The 14,996-nt window shown below is 29.2% G+C and carries 15 protein-coding genes, 1 other RNA gene and 1 pseudogene; 10 read left to right on the top strand and 7 right to left on the bottom strand.

What is annotated here, in order from left to right; all coding sequences use genetic code 11:
* Position 1: 1 nt before the first annotated feature.
* A complete protein-coding gene (recQ, locus tag ACFQ1U_RS01010; RefSeq protein ID WP_386104386.1) occupies positions 2–2,197 on the bottom strand; it encodes a DNA helicase RecQ in 2,196 nt (731 codons plus the stop codon).
* Positions 2,198–2,340: 143 nt separating this feature from the next.
* On the opposite strand from recQ, the gene ACFQ1U_RS01005 reads away from it, so the two are divergent.
* The 4 genes and pseudogenes from ACFQ1U_RS01005 to lptB all read left to right on the top strand — a co-directional run.
* Entirely contained in the window at positions 2,341–3,312 is a 972-nt protein-coding gene (locus ACFQ1U_RS01005) for a KpsF/GutQ family sugar-phosphate isomerase (protein ID WP_386104384.1), read from the top strand.
* Between the two features lies 1 nt (position 3,313).
* A complete protein-coding gene (gene tatC, locus ACFQ1U_RS01000) occupies positions 3,314–4,138 on the top strand; it encodes a twin-arginine translocase subunit TatC (RefSeq protein WP_386104382.1) in 825 nt (274 codons plus the stop codon).
* Positions 4,110–4,463: a carboxymuconolactone decarboxylase family protein gene (locus tag ACFQ1U_RS00995; RefSeq protein WP_386104380.1), complete on the top strand. Its 354-nt coding sequence runs from the start codon at positions 4,110–4,112 to the stop codon at positions 4,461–4,463. The genes tatC and ACFQ1U_RS00995 overlap by 29 nt, the downstream gene beginning before the upstream one ends.
* A 24-nt stretch (positions 4,464–4,487) precedes the next feature.
* A pseudogene (lptB, locus tag ACFQ1U_RS00990) lies at positions 4,488–5,222 on the top strand (LPS export ABC transporter ATP-binding protein); the annotation flags it as partial.
* A 508-nt stretch (positions 5,223–5,730) separates the two neighbouring features.
* Here the strand turns inward: lptB and ACFQ1U_RS00985 are convergent.
* Positions 5,731–6,471 carry a CDP-alcohol phosphatidyltransferase family protein gene (locus ACFQ1U_RS00985; RefSeq protein ID WP_386104850.1) on the bottom strand — a complete coding sequence of 247 codons (741 nt, stop codon included), beginning with the start codon at positions 6,469–6,471 and terminating at the stop codon, positions 5,731–5,733.
* Between the two features lie 80 nt (positions 6,472–6,551).
* On the opposite strand from ACFQ1U_RS00985, the gene ACFQ1U_RS00980 reads away from it, so the two are divergent.
* From ACFQ1U_RS00980 to ACFQ1U_RS00970, 3 genes are read left to right on the top strand one after another with little or no spacing between them, the layout of a single operon-like run.
* Entirely contained in the window at positions 6,552–7,532 is a 981-nt protein-coding gene (locus tag ACFQ1U_RS00980) for a YheT family hydrolase (RefSeq protein WP_386104378.1), read from the top strand.
* A 50-nt stretch (positions 7,533–7,582) separates the two neighbouring features.
* A complete protein-coding gene (locus ACFQ1U_RS00975; protein ID WP_386104376.1) occupies positions 7,583–8,647 on the top strand; it encodes a putative type IX sorting system protein PorV2 in 1,065 nt (354 codons plus the stop codon).
* Between the two features lie 2 nt (positions 8,648–8,649).
* Entirely contained in the window at positions 8,650–9,834 is a 1,185-nt protein-coding gene (locus ACFQ1U_RS00970; RefSeq protein ID WP_386104374.1) for a lipoprotein N-acyltransferase Lnb domain-containing protein, read from the top strand.
* Here the strand turns inward: ACFQ1U_RS00970 and aroQ are convergent.
* From aroQ to ACFQ1U_RS00950, 4 genes are all read right to left on the bottom strand, one after another.
* Complete coding sequence (gene aroQ / locus ACFQ1U_RS00965; protein WP_386104372.1) at positions 9,804–10,217, bottom strand: type II 3-dehydroquinate dehydratase; 414 nt, start codon at positions 10,215–10,217, stop codon at positions 9,804–9,806. The genes ACFQ1U_RS00970 and aroQ overlap by 31 nt on opposite strands.
* Before the next feature lie 42 nt (positions 10,218–10,259).
* Positions 10,260–10,760: a hypothetical protein gene (locus ACFQ1U_RS00960; protein ID WP_386104370.1), complete on the bottom strand. Its 501-nt coding sequence runs from the start codon at positions 10,758–10,760 to the stop codon at positions 10,260–10,262.
* Positions 10,761–10,863: 103 nt separating this feature from the next.
* Positions 10,864–11,397, bottom strand: coding sequence for a DUF3575 domain-containing protein (locus tag ACFQ1U_RS00955; RefSeq protein ID WP_386104368.1), 534 nt, complete (start codon positions 11,395–11,397; stop codon positions 10,864–10,866).
* A 149-nt stretch (positions 11,398–11,546) separates the two neighbouring features.
* Positions 11,547–12,116 (bottom strand): porin family protein, encoded by a 570-nt coding sequence (locus ACFQ1U_RS00950; RefSeq protein ID WP_386104366.1) that lies wholly within the window; start codon positions 12,114–12,116, stop codon positions 11,547–11,549.
* Positions 12,117–12,263: 147 nt separating this feature from the next.
* Between ACFQ1U_RS00950 and xerA the strand changes: the two genes are divergently transcribed.
* Entirely contained in the window at positions 12,264–13,148 is an 885-nt protein-coding gene (gene xerA / locus ACFQ1U_RS00945; protein WP_386104364.1) for a site-specific tyrosine recombinase/integron integrase, read from the top strand.
* A gap of 26 nt (positions 13,149–13,174) precedes the next feature.
* On the opposite strand, the gene ffs is transcribed toward xerA, so the two are convergent.
* Positions 13,175–13,273: signal recognition particle sRNA small type (gene ffs / locus ACFQ1U_RS00940), an RNA gene on the bottom strand.
* A 167-nt stretch (positions 13,274–13,440) separates the two neighbouring features.
* Between ffs and ACFQ1U_RS00935 the strand changes: the two genes are divergently transcribed.
* On the top strand, positions 13,441–13,962 hold the full coding sequence (locus ACFQ1U_RS00935) for a DUF4199 domain-containing protein (protein WP_386104362.1): 522 nt from the start codon (positions 13,441–13,443) through the stop codon (positions 13,960–13,962).
* 66 nt (positions 13,963–14,028) lie between these two features.
* Positions 14,029–14,985: a glycosyltransferase family 2 protein gene (locus ACFQ1U_RS00930; RefSeq protein ID WP_386104360.1), complete on the top strand. Its 957-nt coding sequence runs from the start codon at positions 14,029–14,031 to the stop codon at positions 14,983–14,985.
* The last annotated feature ends 11 nt before the right edge of the window (positions 14,986–14,996 follow it).

The following is a 14,996-nucleotide window of genomic DNA, read 5'->3' as shown; positions in this document are numbered from 1 at the left end:
TTTAATTTGCAATATCACTTGTAAATTTAATTCGCATTAAACGTAATTCTTCATCATCATAATCACCATCAAACTCATCTAATGCTTCTTGTATACCATCACTCTCTGCTTCCATAAAATACTCATGTATTTCTTCTTGTTGATCTTCATCTAACAAATCATCAATGGCATAATCTATATTAAGCTTTGTTCCAGAGTAAACTATAGCCTCCATTTCTTTAATAAGCTCGCCCATTTCTAATCCTTTAGAGCTAGCTATGTCTTCTAGTGGTAGTTTTCTGTCTGTGTTTTGAATAATATATAACTTTAAACCAGAGTTTACACCTGTACTTTTTACAATAAGATCGTCTGGACGTGTTATATCATTATCTTTTACATAATTAGCAATGAGTTTAACAAACTCTTTACCATATTTTTTTGCTTTACCTTCACCTACTCCATGAACTTTTGATAACTCCTCTAAATCTATAGGGTATTTTAAAGCCATATCATTTATAGAAGGGTCTTGAAAAACTGCAAACGGTGGTACGCCTTGTTGTTTACCAACTTTTTTACGCAGTTCCTTTAGCATTGACACTAATTTATCGTCAATACCAATAGCTGACGATTTTTGGTTTACTATTATTCCGCTATCATCTGTATCATATTTATGATCTTCAGTCATCATAAACGATGAAGGATTTTCTAAATATGATTTTCCAATATCTGTAACTTTTAAAACACCGTATTGTTCTATTTCTTTTTTAAGATATTTAACAACTAAAACTTGACGTATTAAAGCCATCCAATAATGGTCGGATTTATCTTTTCCTATTCCAAAAAATGGCTGTTCGTGTGTTTTATGTGATTTTAATAGTGCATTATCTTTACCAATTAATGTATTGACTATCTCTTTAGCCTTATACATTTCGTTAGTTTTTGATATAACAGATAAAAGTTTAACTACATCTTCTGATGCCTCGTGCTTTTTCTTAGGATTTTTCATATTATCATCCATATCAGCACCTTCACCATTTACTTCATCAAACTCTTCTCCGAAATAATGTAATAAATACTTTCTTCTATTCATTGAAGTTTCAGCATATCCAACAATTTCCTGTAGTAAAGCATGACCAATTTCTTGTTCAGCAACAGGTTTGTTTGCCATAAACTTCTCTAATTTCTCAATATCTTTATAGGAATAAAACGTTAAACAATGTCCTTCTCCTCCATCTCTACCAGCTCTTCCTGTTTCTTGATAATAACTTTCTAAACTTTTTGGAATATCATGATGGATAACATATCTAACATCTGGCTTATCTATCCCCATACCAAAAGCAATAGTTGCTACAACAACATCACAATCTTCCATCAAAAACATATCTTGATGTTTTGCTCTTGTTTTTGCATCTAAACCCGCATGGTAAGGAACTGCATTAATACCGTTTACTTGAAGTACTTGAGCTACTTCTTCTACTTTTTTTCTACTTAAACAATATACGATTCCAGATTTCCCTAGGTTTTGTTTTACAAAACGTATAATATCTTTTTCAACATCTTTAGTTTTAGGACGTACTTCGTAAAATAAATTAGGCCTGTTAAAAGAAGCCTTGAAAACATTAGCATCAGTAATTCCTAAAGTTTTTAAAATATCTTCTTGTACCTTTTCTGTAGCAGTTGCAGTTAATCCTATTACAGGAACATTATCTATTTGTTTTATAATATTTTTAAGATTTCTGTATTCAGGTCTAAAATCATGACCCCATTCAGAAATACAATGTGCTTCATCAATCGCAACAAATGAGATGTTTTGGCTTCTTAAAAACTCGGCGTATTCCTCTTTAATTAAAGATTCTGGAGCTACATATAATAACTTGGTTACTCCAGATTGAATATCACTTTTTACTTGTGCAATTTCTGATTTATTTAAAGAAGAATTTAAAACATGGGCAATACCATGAGTTTCAGAAATACCACGAATAGCATCTACCTGATTTTTCATCAGTGCTATTAACGGAGATATTACTATGGCTGTACCATCTTTCATTAAAGCAGGTAGCTGGTAGCATAAGGATTTACCACCACCTGTTGGCATAATTACAAAGGTATTTTGATTGTTTAATATACTCTTAACTACATCTTCTTGAAGTCCTTTGAACTGATCAAAACCAAAAAACTTTTTTAATGCTCCGTATAAATCAATTTCTTTACTCATCATCTTCTGTTCCCAACGTTTTAAAAAGGCTGACTAAATTACAAAAAATATTAACATATTTTACAATAAAGTTTCTTTTATATAAAGCCTCCTTCCCCAAAATATTGTTATTTTTACGCTTCGAAAAAACGTAAAATTTATCAAACTTGAAAGAAACAAGCGCAATTTTAGCTACTGCTCAAGAAACCATCATGTTACAAAGTAACGCTATTGCTAATTTAACGAATTTATTAGACAATTCTTTTGTTGAAGCCGTTAAGTTCATATTAAATTCTGACGGAAGAGTAATTGTTACAGGTATTGGTAAAAGTGCAAATATTGCCAATAAAATAGTTGCTACCATGAATTCTACGGGTACTCCAGCTGTTTTTATGCATGCTGCCGATGCTATTCATGGTGATTTAGGTAATGTGCAGCAAAATGATGTTGTTATCTGTATTTCAAAAAGCGGAAATACTCCTGAAATTAAGGTATTGGTTCCGTTAATTAAAAATTCAAATAATAAAATAATTGCTATAACCGGAAATCCAGATTCATTTTTAGGTAAAAATGCTGATTTTCTTTTAAATTCTTTTGTTGAAAAAGAAGCTTGTCCAAATAATTTAGCTCCTACAACTAGTACTACTGCACAATTAGTATTAGGAGATGCTTTGGCTGTTTGTTTGTTAGAATTACGAGGATTTACAAGTAAAGATTTTGCTAAATATCATCCAGGTGGTGCTTTAGGGAAACGTTTATATTTACGTGTATCTGATTTAATAAGTAAAAATGAGATACCTAAAGTACTTGCTACAGATTCAGTATCTAAAGTTATTGTTGAAATTTCTGAAAAAAGATTGGGTGTTACAGCTGTTGTTAATAATGATAACAATATTATAGGTATTATAACAGACGGTGACATTAGAAGAATGTTAAATAAAACAACAAAAATTGATGAGCTTACTGCTGATGATATCATGAGTAAAAACCCTAAAACTATAGATGTTGATGCTATGGCAGTAGATGCTCTTGATACTTTAGAAAACAATAATATTACCCAAATATTAGTTACAGACACTAATCAGAACTATGTAGGTGTTGTTCATTTACACGATTTAATTAAAGAAGGTATTTTTTAATATGGCAGAAAAAGAAATGTCTTTTTTAGACCATCTCGAGGAATTAAGATGGCATTTGGTAAGAAGTTTTTCAGCAATTTTCATTATTGCTATTATTGTTTTTGTGTACATTCAATTTTTCTTTGATGAAATTTTGTTAGCACACCTAAAACCTGATTTTGCTACGTATGAGTTTTTCTGTAATGCTTTTGCAAGTGTTGGTGTAGATAGCAGTTTTTGTAATATCTCGTTAGATCAAACATTACAAAGTGTTAATCCTACTCAACAATTAATGACGGCTATTTGGTCATCATTAATCATTGGTTTTATAATAGCTTTTCCTTATATTTTATGGGAAATTTGGCGATTTATTGCCCCAGGGTTATTAGAAAATGAACGTAAAAAATCTAAAGGGTTTATTTTTTATACCTCTTTCCTATTCTTTTTAGGAGTTTTATTTAGTTATTTTGTCATCATACCATTATCTGTATATTTCTTTTATAATTTTCAAATTTCAGATAAAGTTCAAAACATTTTTAAGGTAGATGCTTATATAAGCTTAGTGACTAACACTTTAATTGGTGTTGCTTTATTTTTTGAGCTCCCTATAATTATATTCTTTTTAACTAAAATAGGTTTAGTTACTCCAGAATTTTTAAAAAAATATAGAAAACACGCGCTAGTATTGGTGTTAATTTTATCAGCAATTATTACACCGCCAGATATTGCTAGTCAAATTATAGTTGCTGTACCTATTATGTTCTTGTATGAAATAGGTATATATGTATCTAAGTATGTATTAAAAAAAGAACAAAAAAATGTCAAACAAAGTCCAAGAGTTCAATAATTATCGTTCTAAAATGAACGAAAAAATATTATCAGGAGATAATAAAGTAATCAAAAGAATATTTAATTTAGATACCAATGCTTATGCAGAAGGTCATTTATCTACAAAAACAAAAGAGCTATTAGGTTTAGTTGCATCTGCTGTTTTACGTTGTGATGATTGTATTGCGTATCATTTAGAAACTGCTTATAAGAGTGGTGTAACCAAAGAAGAAATGATGGAAACAATGTCTATTGCTACCTTAGTTGGAGGAACAATTGTTATTCCTCATTTAAGAAGAGCTGTGGAATTTTGGGAAGCTTTAGAGGAAGATAGCAAAGCTTAACAAAACAGAATTAAAAAATATTAGATGATTTTAAGAGCAGATAACATACAAAAAGTTTACGGTAGTCGAAAGGTTGTTAAAGGCATATCATTACAAGTAGAGCAAGGAGAAATAATTGGTTTACTAGGCCCTAATGGTGCTGGTAAAACTACATCTTTTTACATGATAGTTGGAATGATAAAGCCTAATGAAGGAAACATTTATTTAGAAGATGATGAAATTACCGAAGACGCAATGTATAAACGTGCTCAAAAAGGAATTGGATATTTAGCACAAGAAGCATCAGTATTTAGAAAACTATCTGTAGAAGACAATATCATGTCTGTTTTAGAATTTACAAACAGAACCAAAGCTGAATGTAAACAACGATTAGAAGAACTTATTGAAGAATTTAGTTTAGGTCATGTTAGAAAAAACAGAGGAGATTTATTGTCGGGAGGTGAGCGAAGAAGAACAGAAATTGCTCGTTGCCTAGCTTCTGATCCTAAATTTATTTTATTGGATGAGCCTTTTGCTGGAGTTGATCCAATTGCAGTAGAAGATATTCAAGGAATTGTAGCCCAACTTAAAAATAAAAATATTGGGATTCTAATTACCGACCATGATGTTCAAGCTACTTTAGCTATTACAGATCGTACCTATTTAATGTACAATGGTGGTATTTTAAAAGAAGGTACGCCAGAGGAATTAGCTGCAGATGAAACAGTTAGAAAAGTATATTTAGGTAAAGATTTTGAGCTTAAAAAGAAGAACTTTGATAATATAACTAATATTACCAGTAATCATTTTATTGTTGAAAATGGTAATGAAGATCAAATAATTAATGCTTTTTCAAATGCCTGTAATACTCAAAAATTAAGAAAAGGATTCAAATTATATCGAGAAAAAGGGAATATAAAAAACTATTTAGTAATTCTATCTGATACAATTGCTTTCTCTGATTTTATTAATATGTCTTTAGCGCTAGAGTTAGCAAGCTTTAGAGGAAATGTAAAAATATCTGATCATAATTATAGCAAAATAGCAAACTACAATGATTGGTGTAATTTTGAAAAAAGAAATGATAAGTTAGTAATTACCAACAGAAACAATGAAAACTTTGATTTTACAAGTAGTACAAATTACATTCTTAATAAAAATGAAAGTAAAATATTTTCAGAAGATAAACTAAACCTTGAAAATTATAATTTTATTCTAAATATATTTAATCCAGAACAATAAAAAAGCCGCAATATTGCGGCTTTTTTATTGTTAGCTTAATTTGTTGTTATACTCTTTTATTTTTAAAGTTACTTAATACCGAGATTAGTATGTATACAATAATAATAGCAGGTATAGCAACCAATTGAAAAACGGTTAATAAAATGATACTTATTAATAAAAACACATATTTAATAAGATTATCTTTTAAAGTAAATGTTTTAAACTTTAAAGAAAATAATGGTAATTCAGAAACCATTAATACACTTAATACAAGAGTGACTAAAATTAAAAAAATAGGATTATTGATTAATGATAAAACAATATCATAATCAGAGTACTCCAAAATAATTGGTAGTGATATTACAAATAAACTAGTAGCTGGTGTTGGCAAGCCTATAAAACTATCAGATTGTCTAGTATCAATATTAAATTTTGCCAAGCGATAGCAAGCAAAAAGCGTAATTAATAAACCAATATACGGTAAATTACTACCTGACTGCCCGTATTCATCTACACCAAAATATCCAACAGCATCTTTATCTAAAGCATTAATTAACAATTGCATCATTACAATACCGGGTACTACTCCACTAGTAATCATATCAGCCAAACTATCTAACTGTTTACCTAATTCACCTTGGACATTTAATAATCTAGCAGCAAAACCATCAAAAAAATCAAAAGCAATTCCAAAGGTTACCAATAAGGCAGTAGCATAAAAATCGCCTTTAACAGCAAAAATAACCGCTAAGGTTCCACAAAAAGCGTTACCTAACGTTAATAAATTAGGAATAAAGTTTTTAATTTTCATTGATTCATGATTTTTCACGAAAATATAAAATAGATTGATTTTTTTAGTATTTTCATCAAAATTGTTTTCAAAATATGCCCATACTAACAACTAATTTCTCTCCTACTCTCCCATTTAAAAGTGCTCATTTTAATACTTTATACAGACCTTTATTTATAAAAGAAACCATTAAATACACTAGAAAAAGGATAAATACATGGGATAATGATTTTATTGATTTAGATTTTTCAACTGTAAATTCTAATTCGTTAGTGTTATTAATTCATGGTTTAGAAGGAAGTGCTAATTCTAAATACATGATTACTACTTCTAAATACTTAAATTTAAATGGTTTTGACACCGTATGCATGAATTTAAGAGGTTGTAGTGGTGAAGATAATTTATTATTAGAAACCTATCATAGTGGAAAAACAGATGATGTAGATTTTATAATTAACTATTTAACTAATAATTATCAATATAAAAATATTATTATTTGCGGATTTAGTTTGGGAGGCAATTTAACTTTAAAGTATTTAGGAGAGTATAAACAAATCCCAAACCAAGTAAAAGGAGGAATTGCTGTTTCTGTACCAGTAGATTTAACAACTTCTCAGGCTGAGCTTCATAAGCTTAAAAATAAAATTTATCTGCATGAATTTTTACGTACTATGAAGCTTAAAATTCTTCAAAAAGCAGCAAAACATCCGGATTTTAAATTAAATAAAGAGCTTTTATTAAAAGCAACACAATTTAAACATTTAGAAAAACAATATACAGTTCCTGTTTTTGGTTTTAAAAATTCATTAGATTATTGGAAAAAAGCAAGCAGCAAACCCTTTATACCTAATATAAAACTACCTGTATTATTAATTAATTCGTTAGACGATACATTTTTATCAGATGAATGTTACCCAATCAACTATGCAAAAAACATAAATAACTTCTATTTAATGTTGCCAAAATATGGAGGTCACGTAGGTTTTATGTCTAGTTTTGGAGCTAATAACTATTGGCTAGAAACTCAAATACTAAATTTTATAAAAGATCAAATAGGTATTCATCAACATTCATAATAAAGCCTTAAATTGCGAGTTTAATATATATTATAATTCGTTACTAAAGTTTGAAAAAATTAACACTTATTTTCTGTTTTCTACTATCAATAAATGGGTTTACTCAATTTAGAAATTATTCTAATGAATTTTTAAATATTGGTGTCGATGCAGCAGCTTTAGGTATGAGTAAAACAGTAGTTGCTACTTCTAATAATGTAAACGCCACGTATTGGAATCCTGCTGGTTTAGTAGCTGTTAAAGACTATGAAGGCTCACTAATGCACGCTTCATATTTTGCCGGAATTGCTAATTATAATTTTGCGGGTTTTGCAATGCCAATAGACAATAAAAGTGCTTTAGGTTTATCTTTAATACGATTTGGAGTTGATGATATTTTAAATACCACAGAATTAATAGACAGTGAAGGAAATATAGATTACAATCGAATTCAATTATTTTCTGCTGCTGATTATGCCTTTACTTTTTCTTATGCTAGAAAAATGATTTTAGATGGATTTCAGTTTGGAGCGAATGCTAAAATTATTAGACGAATTATTGGAGACTTTGCAACTTCATGGGGTTTTGGTTTCGATGCCGGAATTCAATTTAAAAGAAACAACTGGGAATTTGGATTAATGGTAAGAGACATAACCACAACCTTTAACTCTTGGGCTATAAATGAAGAAGAGTTTGAAAAAATAAGAGATGCTATTCCCGACCAAAATCAAGAATTACCAGAAACCACAGAAATCACTAAACCAAAAGTACAACTAGGTGTGGCAAGAAAATTTACAATTGGAAGAGACTTTGGTTTACAAACGGAATTTGACTTAAATATGAGATTTGCAAAAACTAATGATATATTTAGTTCCGAGTTTGTTAGCGTTGATCCGGCTTTAGGTTTTCAACTAGATTTTGAAAACATGGTGTTTTTAAGAGCTGGTGTTGGTAATTTTCAAAATACTGAAGAATTTGACGGTAGCTCTTCTATAGCAGTTCAGCCTAACTTCGGTTTAGGTTTTAAATATAAAGGAATACAAATAGATTATGCGTTAACAAACATTGGTAGCACAGGTAATGCCTTATATTCTAACATATTCACAATTAAATTTGATTATAGTTTTTATAGATAATTATGACTTTAAAAAAACTAACCTTAATATTACTTTTAAGTACAATAACTTCTGTTTTATCTCAAAACGTACAATTATCAAAATTTTCAAACATAAGTATAATTACCTCTGGACCTGGTGATAATTTATATGAAAAATTTGGTCATACAGCAATTCGTGTAAAAGACCCTGTTTTACAATTAGATGCTTTATATAATTACGGAATGTTCGATTTTAACGCTCCTAATTTTGAGCTAAATTTTGTAAAAGGTTATATGAAATATAAACTTGCTGCGTATCCTTTTCATTATGCTTTAAAAAGCGCTAAAGAAGATAAAAGGTGGGTGAAAGAACAAATATTAAATCTTACTCAAAAAGAAAAAACTGCCGTATTTTATTTTTTACAAAACAATGCTAAACCTGAAAATGCTACTTATTTTTATGATCCTTTTTTTGATAATTGTGCTACAAAACCAAGAGACATTATTGAAAAAACACTTGGAAACGCTTTAGTTTACAATGATAGCATTATAACAGAAAATAAGTCTTTTCGTGAGTTAATGAATGAAAAGATTAACGTTAATACTTGGGGAAGCTTTGGTATTAATATCGCATTAGGTAGTAAATTAGATCAAATAACTACGTTACAATCTAGAATGTATTTACCCGATTATGTTTTTAGTGCTTTGGCAGCGGCAAAAATTAAAAGAGACAACAAAACAGTAAACTTGGTAAAAAAAACAACCGTTTTATTAGATTATAAAACAAAAGATTCTAAACCAGCGGCTTTAAGTCCGTTTATTGTTTTTTTAGTTTTTTTAATGATAGCTTTATTTATAACCTATAAAGATTATAAAAACGCTAAAAGAAGTAAGTGGTTAGATTTTTTAATATTCTTTTTTTCGGGGATAGCTGGTATTGTTATTGTTTTTTTATGGTTTTTCACAAATCACTCTACAGCACCAAATAACTTTAATATTTTATGGGCATTTCCTTTAAATAGCTTTATTGCTTTTTTAATGTTACAAGATCAACCTAAAAAATGGATAGTAAAATATCTTTTATTTTTAATGAGTATTTTATATTTAATTCCTATTGTATGGTTCACTAAAATTCAATTATTTACGTGGCAGTTACTACCTTTATTGATATTAATGGTAGTGAGATATGCTTTTCTTTACAAAAAGCTTTCAATAGCTAAATGGTAACTTTTTAAACCAAAACCGCAGATAATTCCTTTGGCATTAGGTGAAATATAGCTTTTATGCCTGAATGATTCTCTTGCGTAAGTATTAGAAATATGTACTTCTATTACCGGAGTTGTTATAGCTTTAATTGCATCAGCAATAGCTACAGATGTATGTGTATAAGCAGCAGCATTTAGCACAATGCCATCATAAGTAAAACCTACTTCGTGAATTTTATCTATTAACTCACCTTCTATATTAGATTGATAATAAGATAAAGATACATTTGAAAATTTAGCTTGTAAGGTTTCAAAATAATCTTCAAAAGTTTTATTCCCATAAATTTCAGGCTCTCTTTTACCTAATAAATTTAAGTTTGGTCCGTTTATAATTAAAATTTTCATAAATAAAAATAGGAAGCCATAGCTTCCTGTTTAGTTAAAATATTAATAAGCGTAATAATTGCTGCTTCCGTTAAAATCAAAAACAAGTCCTAAACCTATAAAACTATAGGTAGGTACTCTCTTTTTAATAACAGTGTACGATAAATCTACTTTAAAAGAGTTTGTTATTTTATAACCTAATAAAGGTCTAAAATAAACACCTCCGTTATCACCATCTGGTGATATTCCTATGGCAAAACCTAAATCACCACCAACATAAAAATATTCATCAATAGAATTAAACCTAATAGCACCACCAACAGGAATATAAGCTCTAGCTTCTAAATCATCTTTTGGTAAAAAATGAACATAACCTATAAATCCTCCAGCATTAAAATCTTCACTAAGATCTAATAAATAATTCACATCTAAACTAACACCTAAAGAAGAAAACTCTTTAGATTTATCAACAGTAAATCCACCGTGAACACCTAAATTAAAACTATCTTGGGCATAAAAAGTGAATGAAAACAAAGTAAAAATAAGGGGTAGTACTTTTTTCATAATTATGTATTAATTTCCTGCTAAGATATAAAAATATAAACATCAGATATAAAAAAAAGGAAGCTCTAGAGCTTCCTTTTTTTGCAATAAATATTATAAATATTTACCAAGCATATCCTAAAGATACACCTAATCTTGGTAAAAATCCATCAATACTTACTGATGAAATATTTCCGCTAGTTGATACCGACATATATTGTGCTCCAAAATTTAAATCCAAAGCAAAACCAGAATCTCCTCCACCAAATACCCATTGGTATCCAGCTAAAGCTCCACCAGCAAATGCATTTATATCTCCTTTTGTACCGTCGTTATCTACAGATGACGTAGAATAGCTAACAAAAGGGGCAGCGTACCAACCTCTTGGTGCGTCTTTATCTGAAGAAAAATAGAATTTATACTTCCCTTCTGCTCCTATTGAACTTGTTTCTACTTTGTCTCCTCCATCTCCTGTAACATCAAAACTTGAATAAGCAATACCTAATTCAAAAGATTGTTTTTCAGATACTGCTCTTTCATAAGATAGTTCAGCTACACCAATAGCCAAACCTAATGGGTTTGCTTTAACTACATTTTTTTGTGCGTTTGCAGTAAACCCTACTGCTACCATAGCAATTGATAATAAAAGTTTTTTCATAATAATAATTTGATTTTTATTGGTGACAAAGATATTCTTTTGGTTGAATTATCAAAATTTTTTTAAAGATAGATAATTTGATTTTTTTAATAAAAAAAGGAAGCTGTTAGGCTTCCTTTATTTGATTATATTATAATCTATAATTTTAATTAGAATTTATAAGTTAAACCTAACTCTATATTTGATAAGTTTAAGTTTAATCCAAAATTATTTATTGAATCAGCCCCATCAATATCAACACTAGTGTTTCTATATGATAAAGCTCCAATTGAAGCTCTTAAAGCAAATGATTCAGAAATAAAATAATTTATACCTGGTGATACTGTAAAACCAAATATACTTTGATCAGGTTGTTCTACTCCGAATTCTTCAGAAGATTCATTAGAGTAACTAAATCCAGCTCCTACAATAAAAGAAAACTTTTCTGAAGGTGTAAAAAAGTAACTAGCGCCTAATCCTACTCCAAAAACACTAGCTTCTGTATCAGTTGCTTCATTTTCACCTGAAGCAAAAGTTAAACCTAATTCTAAAGCAATATTCTCACTTACAAAATAACCTGCGCTTGGTGAAAAGGTAAATAATGAAGAACTAAAATCTCCTAGAGATTCATTATTAAACCCAACAGTACCTGTTAAATAAACGTCGCTTTTTTCAAATCCTTGTGCAGATGCAGTAAATCCTACTGCGATCATAGCAATTGATAATAGTAATTTTTTCATTTTTATATTTAAAATTTTTCAGCGGCAAATGTATCAATATGTTTCAATTGTCGAAACTATTTTTTGTTAATTTAACTTAACCTGTGTAAAAACACAGGTTATATTAAAAACAGTAGTACTTTTGTAACTATTAAAATTACTAAGATATTGAACTGGCTATCACTCATTAAAGACTATACTTTATACCTCACTATAGAAAGAGGTTTATCTGATAATTCTATAAAAAGTTATGAGCGTGATGTTTTAAAACTGTACAATTATTTTGAAAACTCCTCTCCTATTAATATCAATAAATCAGAAGTTCAAGAATTTATTTATGATTTAAGTAAAAAAGTAAATCCTAGAAGTCAGGCTAGAGTAATATCTGGTTTACGAAGTTTTTTTGATTATTTAATTTTTGAAAATTATAGAGAAGATAATCCTTTAGATTTAATAGAAACACCTAAAATAGGTTTAAAATTACCAGATGCATTAACTGAAGAAGAAATTAATCTTCTTATCGCACATATAGATTTAAGTCATCCACAAGGAGAAAGAAACAAAACTATTATTGAGTTAATTTATGGTTGTGGTTTACGTGTTAGTGAATTAATTAATTTAAAATTATCAGATTTATTTTTAGAAGAAGGTTTTATAAGAGTTTTAGGTAAAGGTGACAAATATAGGTTTGTGCCAATTCATATATCTACTAGTAATTTATTAGTCACTTATATTCAGAATTTTAGAAAACAAGAAACTCCTATTAAAGAAGATGAGGATATTATTTTCTTAAACAGAAGAGGTAAAAGACTTACCAGACAAATGATATTTATAGTTTTAAAAAACCTTGCTAGCATAACTAACTTAAAAAAGAAAATTGGTCCACACACATTACGACACTCTTTTGCAACACATTTATTACAAAACGGAGCAGATTTGCGTGTAATACAACAATTATTAGGACATGAAAGTATTACAACCACAGAAATTTACGTGCATTTAGATAGAAAGTATTTACAAGAAGTTGTTGAAAAATATCACCCAAGAAAATAAAACTTACAGAAAATTTAGGGCACAAAAAAAGGCAAGCTACCTACATCACACCGCTACGACCTAATACCCTTGCTGCGTTCCCGCCCTGGGGGATTCAAAGGGAGCTGGTTGTGTAGAACTTGCCGCTGCAAATTTACAATCATTTTTTAATAATTAACAATAAATTTACTTCTTTTTTTTGTAACATTTTTAAAATATTGATTACTAATATATTGTTATGGTGAAAAAATAATAAACCACAACATTTAATAAAAAGTATATATTTGTTCAACAACTAATCAAAAATTAATCAATGGAAAATCAAACAAATTTTAAAAGTATAATCATTAACAATGGTGCTTTACTTGCAGGAATTAGCATAATGCTTAATCTAGTTATGTACGCAATGGGAAATCATTTTGAACCTCATTGGTCTGTAGGTGCTATCAGCTTTATTGCTTTTATAGTTTTAATCGTTTTAGCTATTAAAAAATTTAAGCAAAATAACGGTGGTTTTCTTTCTTTTGGGGAAGCTGTAAAAATTGGTGTAGGAATTGCAATTTTCTCTGCATTACTTGGTGCTATTTATAACTTTGTTTTCATGAACTTTATTGAGCCTGACTTCTTAGCTCAAGTAATGGAATTACAGGAACAAAAATTATTAGATCAAGGGATGAGTGAAGAACAAATAGAAGCTTCTATGGCAATGGGGCAAAAATTTTCTTCTCCATTATTAATGGCCGCTTTTGGAATAATAGGTTCTGCTATAGGTGGATTTATAGTTTCTGCAATAGCTGGGGCAGTAATGAAAAAATCGGAAGAAGAACAATATTAATATTCTTTTAAAAGGAAATATAAAAGGTAAATTGTAAATTTGCCCATCTATACTTAAACATTTAGTATGCATATATCGGTAGTAATACCACTTTTAAACGAAGAAGAATCTTTACAAGAATTATATGATTGGATTGCAAATACCATGCAATCCAATCAGTTTTTATATGAAGTTATATTTATTGATGATGGAAGTACTGATACTTCTTGGGACATTATTAATAAATTATCTCAACAATACAGTCAGGTAAAAGGAATCCGTTTTCAAAAAAACTATGGTAAATCTCAAGCTTTAGATGCAGGTTTTTCTATTGCACAAGGTGATGTTGTAATTACAATGGATGCCGATTTACAAGATAGCCCCGATGAAATACCTGGTTTATACAATTTAATTACCACAAAAAATTACGATTTAGTTTCTGGCTGGAAGAAAAAACGTTATGACAACGTTATTACTAAAAATATTCCTTCAAAATTATTTAATTGGGCAGCTCGTAAAACTTCAGGTTTATCATTAAATGATTTTAATTGCGGACTTAAAGCTTACAAAAACGAAGTTATTAAAACAGTTAAAGTTAGTGGTGAAATGCATCGTTACATACCTGTTTTAGCAAAAAATGAAGGCTTCACTAGAATTGGTGAAAAAGTAGTTCAACACCAGGCTAGAAAATATGGTGTTACTAAATTTGGTATGGATCGTTTTATTAATGGTTTTTTAGACTTAATAACTATCTCCTTTTTATCTAAATTTGGAAAAAGACCAATGCATTTTTTTGGACTCTACGGCACATTAATGTTTCTTGTTGGTTTTTTTGCCGCCTTTTTTATTGGAGCTATGAAATTATATAGAGTATCTCAAGGTACAAAAACTATTCTTGTTACTAGTAATCCTTGGTTTTACATAGCTTTAACATCTATGATTATTGGTACGTTATTATTTTTAGCGGGCTTTTTAGGAGAGCTTATCATCAAAGCAAACCCACAAGAAAAACACTATAAAATCAAAGAAAAACTTAACTTATAAGCATTATCTTT

The organism is Tenacibaculum geojense (assembly GCF_042676005.1).
GTDB classification, from domain to species: domain Bacteria; phylum Bacteroidota; class Bacteroidia; order Flavobacteriales; family Flavobacteriaceae; genus Polaribacter; species Polaribacter geojense.
Note: the sequence above shows the minus strand (reverse complement) of the source record. Positions and strands in the feature narration are given on the sequence as shown.

Excerpts from the sequence above, each read along its gene's own strand:
- ACFQ1U_RS00930 (WP_386104360.1), top strand. The coding sequence starts at position 14,029 with ATGCATATATCGGTAGTAATACCACTTTTAAACGAAGAAGAATCTTTA.
- ACFQ1U_RS00955 (WP_386104368.1), bottom strand. The coding sequence starts at position 11,397 with ATGAAAAAACTTTTATTATCAATTGCTATGGTAGCAGTAGGGTTTACT.
- ACFQ1U_RS00935 (WP_386104362.1), top strand. The coding sequence starts at position 13,441 with ATGGAAAATCAAACAAATTTTAAAAGTATAATCATTAACAATGGTGCT.
- ACFQ1U_RS00960 (WP_386104370.1), bottom strand. The coding sequence starts at position 10,760 with ATGAAAAAAGTACTACCCCTTATTTTTACTTTGTTTTCATTCACTTTT.
- aroQ (WP_386104372.1), bottom strand. The coding sequence starts at position 10,217 with ATGAAAATTTTAATTATAAACGGACCAAACTTAAATTTATTAGGTAAA.
- ACFQ1U_RS00980 (WP_386104378.1), top strand. The coding sequence starts at position 6,552 with ATGCCCATACTAACAACTAATTTCTCTCCTACTCTCCCATTTAAAAGT.
- tatC (WP_386104382.1), top strand. The coding sequence starts at position 3,314 with ATGGCAGAAAAAGAAATGTCTTTTTTAGACCATCTCGAGGAATTAAGA.
- recQ (WP_386104386.1), bottom strand. The coding sequence starts at position 2,197 with ATGATGAGTAAAGAAATTGATTTATACGGAGCATTAAAAAAGTTTTTT.
- ACFQ1U_RS00995 (WP_386104380.1), top strand. The coding sequence starts at position 4,110 with ATGTCAAACAAAGTCCAAGAGTTCAATAATTATCGTTCTAAAATGAAC.
- ACFQ1U_RS00970 (WP_386104374.1), top strand. The coding sequence starts at position 8,650 with ATGACTTTAAAAAAACTAACCTTAATATTACTTTTAAGTACAATAACT.
- ACFQ1U_RS00950 (WP_386104366.1), bottom strand. The coding sequence starts at position 12,116 with ATGAAAAAATTACTATTATCAATTGCTATGATCGCAGTAGGATTTACT.